At 41.4% G+C, this 13,693-nt stretch carries 14 protein-coding genes; 12 read left to right on the forward strand and 2 right to left on the reverse strand.

Annotated elements, in window-relative coordinates:
• The first annotated feature begins 46 nt into the window (after positions 1–46).
• The 3 genes from NST09_RS04125 (at position 47) to NST09_RS04135 (ending at position 4,417) form a co-directional block, all read left to right on the forward strand.
• Positions 47–1,651: an AraC family transcriptional regulator gene (locus NST09_RS04125; protein ID WP_342493378.1), complete on the forward strand. Its 1,605-nt coding sequence runs from the start codon at positions 47–49 to the stop codon at positions 1,649–1,651.
• Positions 1,652–1,762: 111 nt separating this feature from the next.
• A complete protein-coding gene (locus tag NST09_RS04130; protein WP_169476138.1) occupies positions 1,763–2,689 on the forward strand; it encodes an ABC transporter substrate-binding protein in 927 nt (308 codons plus the stop codon).
• A 12-nt stretch (positions 2,690–2,701) separates the two neighbouring features.
• A complete protein-coding gene (locus NST09_RS04135) occupies positions 2,702–4,417 on the forward strand; it encodes an ABC transporter ATP-binding protein (RefSeq protein WP_048002101.1) in 1,716 nt (571 codons plus the stop codon).
• Between the two features lie 55 nt (positions 4,418–4,472).
• On the opposite strand, the gene NST09_RS04140 is transcribed toward NST09_RS04135, so the two are convergent.
• Positions 4,473–4,799: a YnfA family protein gene (locus NST09_RS04140; RefSeq protein ID WP_007496671.1), complete on the reverse strand. Its 327-nt coding sequence runs from the start codon at positions 4,797–4,799 to the stop codon at positions 4,473–4,475.
• A gap of 354 nt (positions 4,800–5,153) precedes the next feature.
• Between NST09_RS04140 and NST09_RS04145 the strand changes: the two genes are divergently transcribed.
• The 6 genes from NST09_RS04145 to NST09_RS04170 all read left to right on the forward strand — a co-directional run bounded on the left by NST09_RS04145 (position 5,154) and on the right by NST09_RS04170 (position 9,007).
• Positions 5,154–5,720 carry a sigma-70 family RNA polymerase sigma factor gene (locus NST09_RS04145; protein ID WP_181891240.1) on the forward strand — a complete coding sequence of 189 codons (567 nt, stop codon included), beginning with the start codon at positions 5,154–5,156 and terminating at the stop codon, positions 5,718–5,720.
• Positions 5,717–6,475: an anti-sigma factor gene (locus tag NST09_RS04150; RefSeq protein ID WP_326115532.1), complete on the forward strand. Its 759-nt coding sequence runs from the start codon at positions 5,717–5,719 to the stop codon at positions 6,473–6,475. Before NST09_RS04145 ends, NST09_RS04150 begins: the two co-directional genes overlap by 4 nt.
• A gap of 99 nt (positions 6,476–6,574) precedes the next feature.
• Positions 6,575–7,072: a hypothetical protein gene (locus tag NST09_RS04155; RefSeq protein ID WP_342493379.1), complete on the forward strand. Its 498-nt coding sequence runs from the start codon at positions 6,575–6,577 to the stop codon at positions 7,070–7,072.
• Positions 7,073–7,161: 89 nt separating this feature from the next.
• Positions 7,162–8,169, forward strand: a complete 1,008-nt coding sequence (locus NST09_RS04160; protein ID WP_048002104.1) for a zinc-binding alcohol dehydrogenase family protein — start codon at positions 7,162–7,164, stop codon at positions 8,167–8,169.
• Positions 8,170–8,182: 13 nt separating this feature from the next.
• Complete coding sequence (locus tag NST09_RS04165) at positions 8,183–8,710, forward strand: YfiT family bacillithiol transferase (RefSeq protein ID WP_108611433.1); 528 nt, start codon at positions 8,183–8,185, stop codon at positions 8,708–8,710.
• Between the two features lie 12 nt (positions 8,711–8,722).
• Positions 8,723–9,007, forward strand: coding sequence for a hypothetical protein (locus tag NST09_RS04170; protein WP_146271649.1), 285 nt, complete (start codon positions 8,723–8,725; stop codon positions 9,005–9,007).
• A gap of 17 nt (positions 9,008–9,024) precedes the next feature.
• On the opposite strand, the gene NST09_RS04175 is transcribed toward NST09_RS04170, so the two are convergent.
• Positions 9,025–9,504, reverse strand: a complete 480-nt coding sequence (locus NST09_RS04175) for a MarR family transcriptional regulator (protein WP_008341672.1) — start codon at positions 9,502–9,504, stop codon at positions 9,025–9,027.
• Positions 9,505–9,672: 168 nt separating this feature from the next.
• On the opposite strand from NST09_RS04175, the gene mprF reads away from it, so the two are divergent.
• From mprF to NST09_RS04190, 3 genes are all read left to right on the forward strand, one after another.
• A complete protein-coding gene (gene mprF / locus NST09_RS04180; protein WP_060832188.1) occupies positions 9,673–12,243 on the forward strand; it encodes a bifunctional lysylphosphatidylglycerol flippase/synthetase MprF in 2,571 nt (856 codons plus the stop codon).
• Positions 12,244–12,336: 93 nt separating this feature from the next.
• Positions 12,337–12,885 carry a thioredoxin family protein gene (locus tag NST09_RS04185; RefSeq protein WP_008341670.1) on the forward strand — a complete coding sequence of 183 codons (549 nt, stop codon included), beginning with the start codon at positions 12,337–12,339 and terminating at the stop codon, positions 12,883–12,885.
• A 338-nt stretch (positions 12,886–13,223) separates the two neighbouring features.
• A complete protein-coding gene (locus NST09_RS04190) occupies positions 13,224–13,691 on the forward strand; it encodes a DUF393 domain-containing protein (protein WP_007496690.1) in 468 nt (155 codons plus the stop codon).
• Positions 13,692–13,693: the final 2 nt, after the last annotated feature.

Consider the following 13,693-nt stretch of genomic DNA (forward strand, 5'->3'; position numbering starts at 1 on the left):
AAATGGTTTATTTTAGCACTTTTTTATATGGAAGGAGAAAGAGAAAATGACCGCCTATACTCATACAATTCTTCGCATGAAAGAAAGCAGTAAACGATCTCTTTCTGTGAAACAAACGGACTCATGGCAAACATCTTCACTGATGTTCTTGACAACCGACGGTGCGGTGAGACTTGACATGGAAGGAATTCGATATGAGCTAAATGCCAAAGACAGTGTGTTGATCCGCTCAGGAATAGATGTCATGGTTGAATCTTTATCCAGCGAGCAAGTAGTGATCTATACGGTCACATTTGACCAATTCACTCTGGCACATGATGCACAAAATGAATTGGTCTATAAGGTGAATCATGATCATCTCCCTGATAATGGGGAAGTGGTGAAAGGCTCTGCAGTCCTTTTTTCTTACATCAAACAAATACAGACGAGCCAAATCATACAAGAACAGGCGAAATGGCTGGAAGAAATCATGTTCATTTTCCGCAAACAATCCAAGCCATACAACGAAAAAGTGCATTATTCGATTAACATGATCTTGCAGTATATGACTGCACATTATAATCAAAAACTAACAAGAAAAGACTTAGCTCATAAGATGGGGTTTCATGAGAGTTACTTTTCTACCTTTTTCAAACAAAGTATGGGAATGAGTGTGACAGAATACATTGCACAAATTCGAATAGACGAAGCTAAAAAACGTCTTTTACAAACAGACGATCAAATTCAAATCATAGCACGGCAAGTCGGGTATGCAGACAGTTTATATTTCAGCAGGAAGTTCCGTCAAAAAACAGGAAGAACGCCCAGTCAGTTTCGAATGAACCGAAGACCAGAGCGGATTGCTGCTTTTCAATTTGTCGGGTCATTGGTTGCAATAGGCATTGAGCCTGTTTGTATTGACGAAGAAACCGATCTCCATTCAGATATACTCAAAGAACATCTGGCTAGTTCGCTCGTCATAAATGAACACACGCCTGATGACGTCTTTAAATCACTTCAATTAGATGTCATCATCGTCCCTAACTATTATTATTCAAAACCTGCATTGATCAAGCGATTGGAGCAAATCGCACCTGTTCTTGTTCTGCCATACGCCGGTCATCATGCTGTACAAGATGTACTGTCTATAGGACGCCTTTTAGGAAGAGAAGATGAGGCAAACGATTGGGTGAAACGATTTGAACAGCATAGTCAACAGGCAAGAAACACCCTGTCTTCCTTTAGAGAAAAAGGCGAGACCGTTGCAATCTATGAAATGAGAGGACATGACAAAGTGTATATGTGGTCCTATGAGGCAAGAGGCGCCTTCTATCTTTACGAAACGCTTGGCTTAAAACCTCCAAAAGCCATTTTAGAAGAAGTTCTTCTTCCTAATCAACATACAGTCATTCCTTTAGAGAGACTTGGAGAATACGAGGCGGATCATATGTTTTTTATTGTCTCTGACCAATATGGGTGGTATAAGCAAATGGACAAGCGAATGGAAGAAAGTGATGTTCTTCGTCAATTATCGGCTGTGAAAAATGGTACCTTTTATCCAGTAAAACTGGAGGAGTTTCGATTTGATGAAGGAGAGCGTGCACTTCTTTTGATGGACCGGTTTGTCTCTCAATTGACACAGTCAGCCTATCCAACAATTGTCCATATGTAAGTTGCGAGAATCCTCCATAGACCACTACGGGAGAGGTTGATAGAATACATGAGACTAGTAATTGATAACTATTCTCATTTGTAGTGGCGAAAATGAAGGAGGAATATGGAGATGAAAAAGACGTATTGGATATGTGCTGTCATTCTTCTAATGATATTGACGGCTTGTGGCAATAAAGAACAGGCCAAAACAGCAGAATCAAAGCAAGAAACGAAAACGGTTGAAACAGTGAAAGGAAAGATAGAGATTCCAGCTGAACCTAAACGAATTCTCGTAGATGGATATTTAGGGAGTGTGATTGCACTTGACGTTCAGCCTGTTGGATCGACAACGCAGGATTTAAAGAACGTACACTTAAAGGGCAAGATAAAAGGAATAGAGGACATCAGTGACGAGCGTTCAGCTGAAAAAGCACTTAGCTTAAAGCCTGATCTGATTATCACAGCCGTACAGGATGAAAAAGTCTATGATGTGTACAAAAAAATAGCCCCTACCATCGTGTATCCTTACGGTTCTTTCAAAGATGCACATGAAGAATTAACGACGCTGGCAAAAATTTTAAATAAAGAAGAGGAAGGAAAAGCATTCCTCACCGCCTTCGATCAACGAATTGAGGCTGCTAGGAAAAAAGTGAAGTCTGCTTTAAAAGAGAATGAAACGGTCTCGATCATGGGTGCTTTTAAAAATGATGTCTATGTATATGGTAACGGAATTTATCGAGGCGGGCAGGCATTATATCAGCAATTACAGGTAAACCCGCCAAAACAGGTCAGAGATACAATTTTAAAAAGTAAGACAGGGTATGAAGTCATTTCGTATGAAACCCTTCCTGAATATGCAGGAGATTACATTTTCATTGATGAAAGCAACGGCGGAACATTTGATAAAAACAATTCTATTTGGAAGAGTCTAGAATCTGTCAAAAAAGAGCAGACCTATCAAATGGATACAGAGTTCTTCTGGCCTTACGATCCGATTGCAGTAGCCAATCAAGCGGAAGAGTTTGCTGACATATTGACAGAAATGTCTGATCGGTAGGAGGTCTGTCAATTGTTAAAGCGTTTCTTCTCATACTACAAACCATATATGGGGCTGTTTATATTAGATTTTTCCTGTGCGGTACTGGCAGCCTTACTCGAATTATCCTTTCCCCTTGCCATCAGTAAAGTGATGGACGATTTGCTGCCAAATGGTGATTGGGATGCCATTTGGTTTTGGGGTATTCTGCTCCTCAGTTTATACGTGATCAGCTCTACGATGCATTATGTCGTGACCTATTTTGGGCACAAATTAGGCATTAATATAGAAACGGATATGAGGAATCAGCTATTTTCTCATGTGCAAAGAATGTCCTTTCGCTTCTTTGACAAAAAGAAAACGGGAAAACTCGTGTCCCGTATGACAAATGATTTAATGGATATTGGAGAAATCGCGCATCATGGCCCGGAGGATTTATTTATCGCGATCATGACACTCACGGGTGCCTTTGGCTTGATGCTGTCGATTAATTGGCAGCTGGCAGTTCTCACATTTATTGTCGTTCCATTCTTGATCGGATTATCCGTCTACTTTACGAAAAAAATGTCTGCTGCTTTTGATAAAATGTTCTCGAGTATTGGTCAATTCCATTCACGTGTGGAAAACAATATTAGTGGCATACGTGTTGTGAAAGCGTTCGGAAATGAATCACATGAAATGGACCGATTTATTGAACATAACGAGCAATTTAGAAAGACAAAGCTAACCACATATCAAATGATGGCTGTGCATACCGCTGTCAGTCATTTTCTTATTAAGAGTGTGACAGTGTTTGGCCTTGTATGCGGCGCATGGTTTGTGCTGCAAAAAAATATGACGTATGGGGAATTTGTGTCATTTGTGCTATTAACAGGCATCTTCTTAGGACCCATTCAACAAATCAATGCAGTCATTGAAATGTATCCAAAAGGTGCAGCGGGCTTTAAACGATTTGCATCACTCATCGATCAATCGCCAGATGAAAAGGATGCGGATGATGCCATTGAAGTTGATCAGTTAAATGGGGATATCGTTTTTGAGCATGTGTCTTTTCAATATGAATCAGACAAACCGGTTCTTCATGACATCAATCTTGAGGTGAAACAAGGAGAGACCATTGCGGTCGTAGGTCCCTCTGGTGCTGGGAAATCGACGCTTTGCAGTTTGCTGCCACGTTTTTACGAATGGCAGGAGGGTACCATTACAATTGATGGCATAGAGACACGAAAGATGACACTGCCTTCGTTGCGGAGACAAATTGGTGTCGTCCAGCAAGATATTTATTTATTCCATGGGACCATCCGAGAAAACATTTTATACGGAAAACTTGATGCATCTGATGAAGAAGTGTGGCAGGCAGTGGAGAAAGCCCAACTGAAGGATCTTGTAAATAGCTTGCCAAATGGGCTTGATACGATCATCGGTGAACGCGGAATGATGTTATCTGGCGGACAAAAACAGCGTATCTCCATTGCACGTATTTTCCTTAAAAATCCGCCAATTTTTATTTTAGATGAAGCCACATCTTCTCTGGATACGGAGACAGAATCCTTTATTCAGGGCTCACTTGAAGAACTATCTGAAGGACGAACCACGTTTATTATTGCGCATCGCCTAGCGACCATCCAGCATGCTGACCGGATTGTGGTTTTAACAAAAGAGGGCATCAAGGAGCAAGGCAGGCATGAAGACCTGCTGGAAATGGACGGGATGTACCGGCGTTTGTATGAAACACAGTTTAGAATGTAAAAGAGGAAAAGCCGGCATATTGCCGGCTTTTTAGCGTGTGATCATCATCCGACCTTTAACTGCGGGGGGCAAATAACATCACACTGACACCAGCTAAACAGATCAAAGCACCCATCCAGTCGTACATATCAGGGGTTTTGCGATCGACCCACCAGCCCCAAAACACAGCGAGAACGACAAAAACACCGCCATAGGCTGCATAAACCCGCCCAAAGGTCGGGAACTGCTGGAATGTAGGGATGACGCCGTAAGCGACCAAGATGAGGCTACCTGCGATTCCGTAGCTGACGGGTTTTGCTTCACGCAGCCACAGCCAGACAAGATAACCACCGCCTATTTCAGCCAGACCAGCTAATAAAAAAAGAACAATCGTTACAATCATTTTCGGACACTCCAGTTCTCCTGTTTCGTTCTATTATGACATGATGAAAGGATGCGTTCTACCTGATGTAAATTGAGAGACTAATGAGAGTTTGCTAAAATCAACTGAACAGTGAATGAAACACATGCATTCTTGACTTTCCTTGAGGTGGGTGATCCAAATGGTCAATCCATCCGTTTAGTAAGTACATTCTCATGAGGAACACATTTCCTTTTTCAGTGCTCTTTTTTTCTCCTTGAAAAAAGAGTAAAGTACAAAGGAGGCTTATCTCAGCAATTTGAGTGATAAGCCATACGTGAAGATTTCATGATGAATGCATAATGCTCTTTCTCATGAAAAAGGAAGGAGATGACCATGGACACACTGAAGGATTTTGAGCTGTATCACAAGATCAAACATGATCGACATAAGCCCTCGCTTGAATTATTGTACGATCGCTATGAACGTGTGTTATATTCGTTTATTTATAAAATGACTGGAAACCGTGAGCTGGCGGAGGAAGTGCTTCAAGAAGTCTTTATCAAGCTCTGGCGCGGCATAGGAGAATACAATACAGATAAAGGGAAATTTTCCTCATGGTTATTTATGATGTCACGAAACACGGCAATCGATCTATTAAGGAAACACCGAAATGAAACAGCTCTTGAAGATGAGCATATTGAATACTTGGCAGATCATCAAGAAGATGTGTCAAAAGAAGTAGAATGGAACGTAGAAAAACAAATCATACGTGAAGCAGTATCAACATTGTCGAAAGAACAGCAAACCATCATCGAAGATGTTTATTTTAAAGGAATGACACAAAAGAGCATTGCGGAAAAACTAGGCATCCCTATTGGAACGGTGAAGGGAAGAGTTCGGTTGTCATTGAAGCATTTACGAACGAAACTGTCTCGCGGAGGAAAGGAGGAAGAGGCATGACTCAGTGTAAACATCAAGTCATTGATTACTTTAACGGGCATTTACAAGGAGAAGAAAAGACGCAGTTTGAAGAACACATCAAACATTGCTCGGATTGCAAAGAAGAGCTTGAAGAACTGACATCGCTCATGTCTGATATTCCGTTTCTAGCAGAGGACGAAACGCCTCCGGCAGGGATGAAAGGCCGCATTTTATCAAGAGTATTTGAAGAAGAGATATCAGAGACAACAATCGCTGCAACATCGAACCCGCCTCAAGATCTCAAAATAGTGCGTGATGCAAATGAGACGAAACCGCCAATGAAGAAGAAAAATCAATGGCTTTTGCCTCTCGTTGCCGCACTACTTCTCATTTCTGCAGCTGGGAACGTGTATTTCTTAACAAATGGAACAGAACAAGCAGAACAACCTGTCAAAGTTGTTGCGACAAAATCACTGGCATCTGCTGAATCGGCAAAAACAACGGGTGCTTTTTCAGTGATTGAGCATCACGGCAAAAAAGAGCTTGTCGTGAGTGCTGACGGATTAAAAGGCCAGCTTGATTCATCAGCTGTTTATCAAGTATGGCTCATTAAAGGAGATCAGCCCGTTCCGGCCGGTGCCTTTAAAACAGATAGCAAAGGGGAGGGCACCGTCACCTATGCATTATCTGAAAAAGAAGCAAACGAATCATGGGATACTGTGGCTGTCACCCTTGAACCAAAAAAGGATAACAAGCTTCCGCAAGGTCCTGTCGTACTGAGTGCTGCATTTTAAGCTTGATTCATGAAGGATGCCTTTTTCAGGGCATCCTTTTTTGATAGGCAGAAGGAACCTTATGACAAATGAGACGTACTACATATAGAGGTGAGACACATGCAGCGATACATAGAAAAACAATTATTTCTCTTATCAGCTAGACACGCATTTACCGCATTTTATTTTTTGGTGATCCCATTCATTATAAAAGATCTTTTTGAATCAACTCCTTTATTGATGGTCATGATCGCTCTTTTTATCATTCATCATCTAGTGACAAGTATCGTATGGTTTTATAAATCAAGAAACATTCGAAAGCGTCAATCAGGTGACCTAACCAAACGGGGACATCTCGTTATCCTGATCATGCAGAGGCTCGAACAGCTCATGATGCTCGGTTTTGTGATGTTATTGATCAGTGGATGGATGCAGGGAGACATTGTGACGCTATTATTCACAATTTTTCTGTTCATCGTCGTTTTCTTTCAGCACATTCAGTTTTATTATGTTCAGTACTTCTTTAAATCGAGCGGCTGGTTCACCTATGTCCTCTCTTTACAAAAGGCTCGACCTTCTTACATCGTGAGGGAACGAAGGGCTTTGAAGAACTCCTAAATGTGCAATCGCTTGCTGACTGATCCATCAGCATCAGAAATGTATGATAAAATGTGGAAAAGAAGCATGGAGAAAGGGAGTGCGAGCGAGTGAAAGCAGTTGGATTATTTGAGTATTTGCCAATTGAGCATGAACAAAGCTTGATCGATCAGGAGGTGGCAAAGCCCAAAGCAGCTGGCAAGGATATTTTGGTGAAAGTAGAGGCTGTGTCGGTGAATCCAGTGGATACAAAGGTGAGGTCACCGAAGAATCAGAAAGAAGATGAATTGAAAATTCTTGGCTACGATGCAAGCGGTACGGTGGTGGAAGTGGGCGAAGCGTGTACGTTGTTTCAGCCGGGTGACCACGTCTATTACGCAGGAGATATCACGCGACAAGGCTCAAATAGTGAATACCAGCTTGTGGATGAGAGAATTGTGGCGAAAAAGCCTGCAAATCTCTCTTTTGCCGAAGCAGCTGCCATGCCTCTTACAACAATTACGGCATATGAAGCGCTATTCGACCGAATGCATATGAAGCGGAATGCAGAAGGCTCGACCTTGCTGATCATCGGTGGAGCAGGCGGAGTGGGCTCTATCGCCATTCAACTCGCCAAATTAGCGAAAGCGACTGTGATCGCCACTGCTTCAAGACCTGAAACAAATGAATGGTGTCTCTCATTAGGGGCTGATCATATCATTGACCATCACCAGCCGCTCTTAGCGCAGCTTCAGGAAAAAGGGATTGGCGAAGTGGATTACATTTTATGCTTAAATGATACAGATGGCCATTTCAAAGGCATGGCAGAAGCGATTAAACCTCAAGGTACGATCTGTACCATTGTTGAAAATCAACACCATTTAGACATTCAATTACTCAAAAATAAAAGTGCTGCATTTGTATGGGAATTCATGTTCACACGGCCGATGTACAAAACCTCGGATATGATGAAGCAGCATGAGCTTTTAAAAGAAGCGAGTACATTATTTGAAGAGAAGAAGTTAAAACATACATTAACAAAGGTGCTCAGCCCCATCAATGCCGCCAATTTGAAGCAGGCACATCAAACACTTGAGCAAGGGAAGATGATAGGTAAATTTGTTCTAGAAGGATTTTAAGGAGGGGCAGCAGATGACATCATTACAATATCCGATTGGCTTATATGAACCGGTGGACCAACAAACGAAAAAGCAGCTGGAGGCATGGATTGATGAGCTGGCACTCATTCCTCAAAAGTATGAAGAGGCAGTTGTCCCATTGACAGATGGTCAGCTGGATACCCCATATCGGCCAGGAGGATGGACCGTTCGTCAGCTCATTCACCATGTAGCGGACAGCCATCTGAATGCCTACTTGCGATTTAAACTTGCGCTGACAGAAGAAACACCGCACATACGTCCATATGATCAGGAGGCATTTGCTTCACTTCCTGACAGCAAGGCGTCTATCAGCCAATCGCTGCCGTTAATCAGCAGTCTACATCGCCGGTGGGTCACATTACTTCGGGAGATGACAGAGGAAGATTTCAACGCTGCATATTACCATCCAGCCGATCAACAAACGGTGTCCTTATATGATGCAACAGGAATGTACGTCTGGCATTCACAGCATCATCTCGCCCATATCACGGAATTAATCAAAAGAAATCAGTGGAAGTAAAGGAGTCAACACATGTCTAGTAGAAGAATTGTCGGCGCTATGTTTATCTGCATGGCGGCATTGTTTTATATAGCAAAATTCGTTTTGTTTGAGATTCGTTATGGTGGAAATGTAAGCACAGTAAGAACAATCGAGGAACTGGAAGATATACTCCCAGGCGGTACGTGGATCAGCATCATTTTTCTCATTATCGGTTTAGGTTATCTCCTGTGGGATGACCGGGAAGTCATTCGTCAATATCTTTTCACCCCAGATAAACAAGAAAAAGAAGAAATAAAAAAGACGGACCTCAAGTGACCGTCTTTTTTTCTTTTTTAGCCACGTTCGGGACGAAGTGCTTTTTCTAAAATCGCTAGACCTTCATTGACTTTTTCTTTTTCTTCATCATTGAGCCGTTGCAGGGAATTTTTAATTTTTTCATGCCCTTTTTGATAAATACTTCTGAAAATATTTTTCGCTTCCTCTGTCAATTCTACGACAATGATTCGACGGTCACGCTCAGAATGCTTTCGTTCCACAAAGTTCGATTGTTCTAACCGATCAAGCAGCCCTGTCATATTGGACAAAGAAGCCCCCATTTTTTCAGCAATTTCGGACACCTTAAGAGAGCCATGGTTATTGAGCAGCATGAGTACTTTCATTTGAGGCATACTCATATCAAGCTTCATCCATTCAGAAACATCTCCAAGTCCTGCAGCAGTGAGCACTTTCATATACAGCACCCATGTCTTTTTTTCCTCAGGAGATAGGATTTCCTCTTTTAGTACGGTGGTGTCATGAATATTATATTCCACGCTTGTTCACTTCCTTTAAGCGGCTCTTTTCTTTATATTACTGATTTTTACTTCTAATTGAAAGTATCATGAAGCTTTTGAATGTTAAACTGCATGAATTAAGTGGTATTTGTTGTATAATAATGGTCAGTTGAAATTAATGAAGCAACTTAGAAAGTTGGGAAAAACATGTGGAACAAAAAAACGGGTATGACGATCTTAAAAATGCTCTTTCCGATCGTGATCATCCTTGTCTTAATTTTTGTCGCCAAGCAGGAGCTGAGCGGCCTTTCCATTAAAAAGACGTTTTATATTATTGACAGCTTGAATCGAATGGACTTGTTTATTCTAGTCTTTCTTGGACTTGTCGCTGTTTTATCCATGTCCTTATATGATTTTATTTTAAGAAAAAGCCTTGATATGCCCATCAGCGGCTGGAAAACGATCCGAATTTCTTGGATCGCCAACTCCTTTAATAGTGTACTTGGATTCGGTGGTTTATCAGGAGCAGGGCTTAGAACGCTTCTATACAAGGAATACATAACCGATACGAAAAAACTGCTGAAAGGCATAGCCCTTTTAACATCCTCCGTTCTGCTAGGCTTATCTATTTTCAGTGATTTGATTTTAGTTAGGGTCCTGCCAGTTGAAAGTATTATTAGTCAGGAGCCGTGGTTATGGGCATTTGTCATTATTTTTGCTTGTATTGTGCCCATTTACATCATCATGGCGTCCATTCGAAAAAGCTCGATTGAGAGCGGTGAAAACGGACTGAAGCACCCGATCTATGCTTATATTGGTGCATCGTTTTTAGAGTGGCTGGCAGCTGGTCTTGTCATGTACATGGCTGTTGTCTCTATGGGGATGAACGTTGATGTCCGTATTGTATTAGGCGTCTTTGCGATTGCGTCAATCGGCGGTTTAATCAGTATGGTTCCGGGCGGATTTGGTTCGTTTGATCTGATCTTTTTACTCAGTATGCAATACATTGGGTTTGATAAAGAGATGGTACTGACAGCGCTTGTATTGTACCGCTTCGTTTACTCCATTTTCCCGTTTATTCTTGGACTTTGTCTAGCGGCATACGATTTAACTGGAACAACACTCAGGCGTCTTGAAGGCAATCCGAGAATGGCTCCTGCTATTGAAACAACGAACGTCTTAATTGTTTTGCACCGAGCTCTGCTCATCCGTCTATTGTACGGATCTTTGTCCATTTTAACGTTTGGAAGCGGTTTGCTCATTATGGCTTCCGTTGTGCTTCCTGTTGATCGTTTAGGTGTGATTACAACCATTCCACGCTTTTTGTTATCAGGATTTAATGGTCTTTCTTTAATGTTCGGGATCATTTTAATGATTTTGTCCATTGAAGTGTATAAAAGAACAAAACGGTCTTATCTATTGACAATGATTGCCCTGGCAGGCGGCTTTGTGTTTACTTTACTAAAAGGGTTTAACCTAAGTTTGATCTTTATATTGCCGGTCATCATGGTGGTATTTTTCTCGCTTCGAAATCAATTTGTGAAGCAGCAGGCGCCTTATTCTTTGAATCAGTTTGTGGCCGCCGCCGCCGGATATTTACTAGTGTTGTTTAACTATAATGTCATTGGAAACTTCATTTGGATGAAAATTGGTCATTTCTTAAGCAAGGACTATTTGGTTCATAATGAACGGCATATCACGATGACCAGTATGATTGCTTTAATTGGCGTCCCTCTTTTCTTTTTCATTAGCAAATTGATTTTTAACAAAAAAGCAGTTCCAATCGGCGAAGAAGCCGATGAAGAAAAATTAAAAACTTTTCTCGAAGAAAAGGGAGGAAATGCTCTTAGTCATCTAGGTTTTTTGGGAGACAAAAAACTGTTTTTCTCAAGTGATGGAGAGGCGATGCTTCAGTTTGGCCGGATTGGCCGCTGCGTTATTGTGCTTGGAGATCCTTCTGGGCGTAGAGCCTCTTATCCGCTTGTACTGGAAGAATTTTTGGAGCAGACAGAAAAAGCAGGCTATCGTGTCGCTTTTTATCAAGTAGAACGTGAAGGAATGGCGCTTTATCATGACCTAGGTTTTCACTTCTTTAAGCTTGGGGAAGAAGCCATGGTCGATTTAGAAACGTTCTCTTTGTCAGGAAAGAAAAAATCAAACTTACGGGCTGTTGCAAATAAATTTGAACGAGAAGGCTATACGTTTGAAATGCTGGAGCCGCCCTTTTCAGAGGAATTGATCTCAACCTTAAAACAAATCTCTGACAGCTGGCTGGGCAAGAAAAAAGAAAAAGGATTTTCATTAGGCTATTTCCATGAAGACTACCTTCAAAAAGCACCGATTGCGATTTTAAAGGATGAACAAGGGCAGATCATATCTTTTGTGTCCTTAATGCCGATGTATCAAAAAGGAGAGATATCCATCGACCTCATGCGTCACATGCATGATGCACCGAACGGGATGATGGATGCACTCTTTATCCACCTTTTTCAATGGGCGAAAGAAAAAGGCTACACATCCTTTAACATGGGAATGGCACCATTATCGAATGTAGGCACGTTCCACCAGTCCTTTCTGACAGAACGTTTGGCGAGTGTCATCTTCAATAACGTCAGATATATGTATAGTTTCAGCGGCTTACGGTCGTTTAAACAGAAATATAAACCAGAATGGCGCGGAAAATATTTAGCGTATAAAAAGAATACATCACTGCCTGTCACAATGGTGCTCGTCACTAAGCTGATAGGAATGGACCCAAATCGAAAACGGCGTCCATAAGTCCAAAGAACCTTTACCTTTCACTAGGTGAAGGTTTTTTTAGACAAAAGAACAGCAAAAGTGGTAAAGTTGAAGGGTAAGGGGGATGTTCACATGACACTAAATGAATGGTTTACAAAGGGATTAGCTGAACGTACATATGTACACAACATGGAGAAAAATCGTGAAAACTTACTCACGGTGTACAACCAGTACGCAATTCATCAAAAGGAAAAAGAGCTGCTTCAAAAACTTCAAAAGAAAAAACTGAGAGCGCTTGTGATCACGGCAGATTGGTGCGGCGATGCGATGGTTAATGTACCTATTTTCATGCGTATTGCAAATGAAGCACTGATTGATGCGCGCTATTTCATTCGGGACGAGCACCTAGACCTGATGGATCAGTATTTAACGAACGGGACCGCAAGATCGATTCCGATTATCGTCATTATTGATCAGGACGGGAAAGAAGTGGGGAAATGGGGACCTCGCTCAGCAGAAGCTCAGCGCTTTGTCGACGAGAAAAAGCCGGATAAAGATGCACCCGATTTTGAGGAAGCATTTAAAGTGTTTGCGAAAGAAGCCGCACATCACTATACGACAGATCGTTACTTATGGAAAGATATTGAGAAAGAAATAGTAGAAGTTTTGGCAAAAATATAAACCAAAAGACTACTTCGCCGCAATGGGAAGTAGTCTTTTTTTATCTTGTTTTTGCGTTTCACCTACAAAACACCGCATAAAGATGTAGAAAAACCGCAGAATTCTATCAAATACCGCAGAAAACCGCAAAGCATCACGATTTTCCCAACCACTTTTAGTTGAAAAACCTCATATATGCCATGAAATCAGCTATTTTGCCCTTATCTAAAGGCTCATATAACGCACGTCGGATGGCTTTTTCCCAATACAAGAGGCCCAGCAACTATAGTAATCTAGTTGTAATCTCCTTTGAACGAACTAAAAAAAATAAATGAAGGAAAAGGGCTGGCGATCAATTTATGAAAAAAATTATCTATCTCGATCAAGAAAAAAAGAAGCTCGCTGAATCAAAGAAAAGAGAACAGCGTTCGATCAAATCACTCAGACTGCTTGTGTTTTATGACGGACAAAGTCCTTCATGTGCAAAAGCAATTGACCTGTTGAAATCACTCGATTGGAAAAACCGAATTCACTTTGAATCATTTAGACACTCACAGCTGCTGAGACTAAATAAAATTAGTGAAGAGAAGGCAGAGAAACGAATCGTGTCTATTTCCTTAGCGAAAAATCAAAAAAACTCAGGGATTTATACGTGGCTGAGAATGGCTTGTCATATCCCTGCATTATGGGGAACGGTCCCATTCATTGTACTCAGCATTTGGCTTGGCTTTGGGCAGCATGCTTACGATTATTTTGCGAGAAAACGGTACATTCATTCTGTCGAACAAGTCACCCGTCCCGATACAGATCAACAAAAGACCATCTAATC

The sequence above is a fragment of the Bacillus sp. FSL W7-1346 genome (assembly GCF_038593335.1).
GTDB lineage: Bacteria > Bacillota > Bacilli > Bacillales > Bacillaceae > Bacillus > Bacillus altitudinis.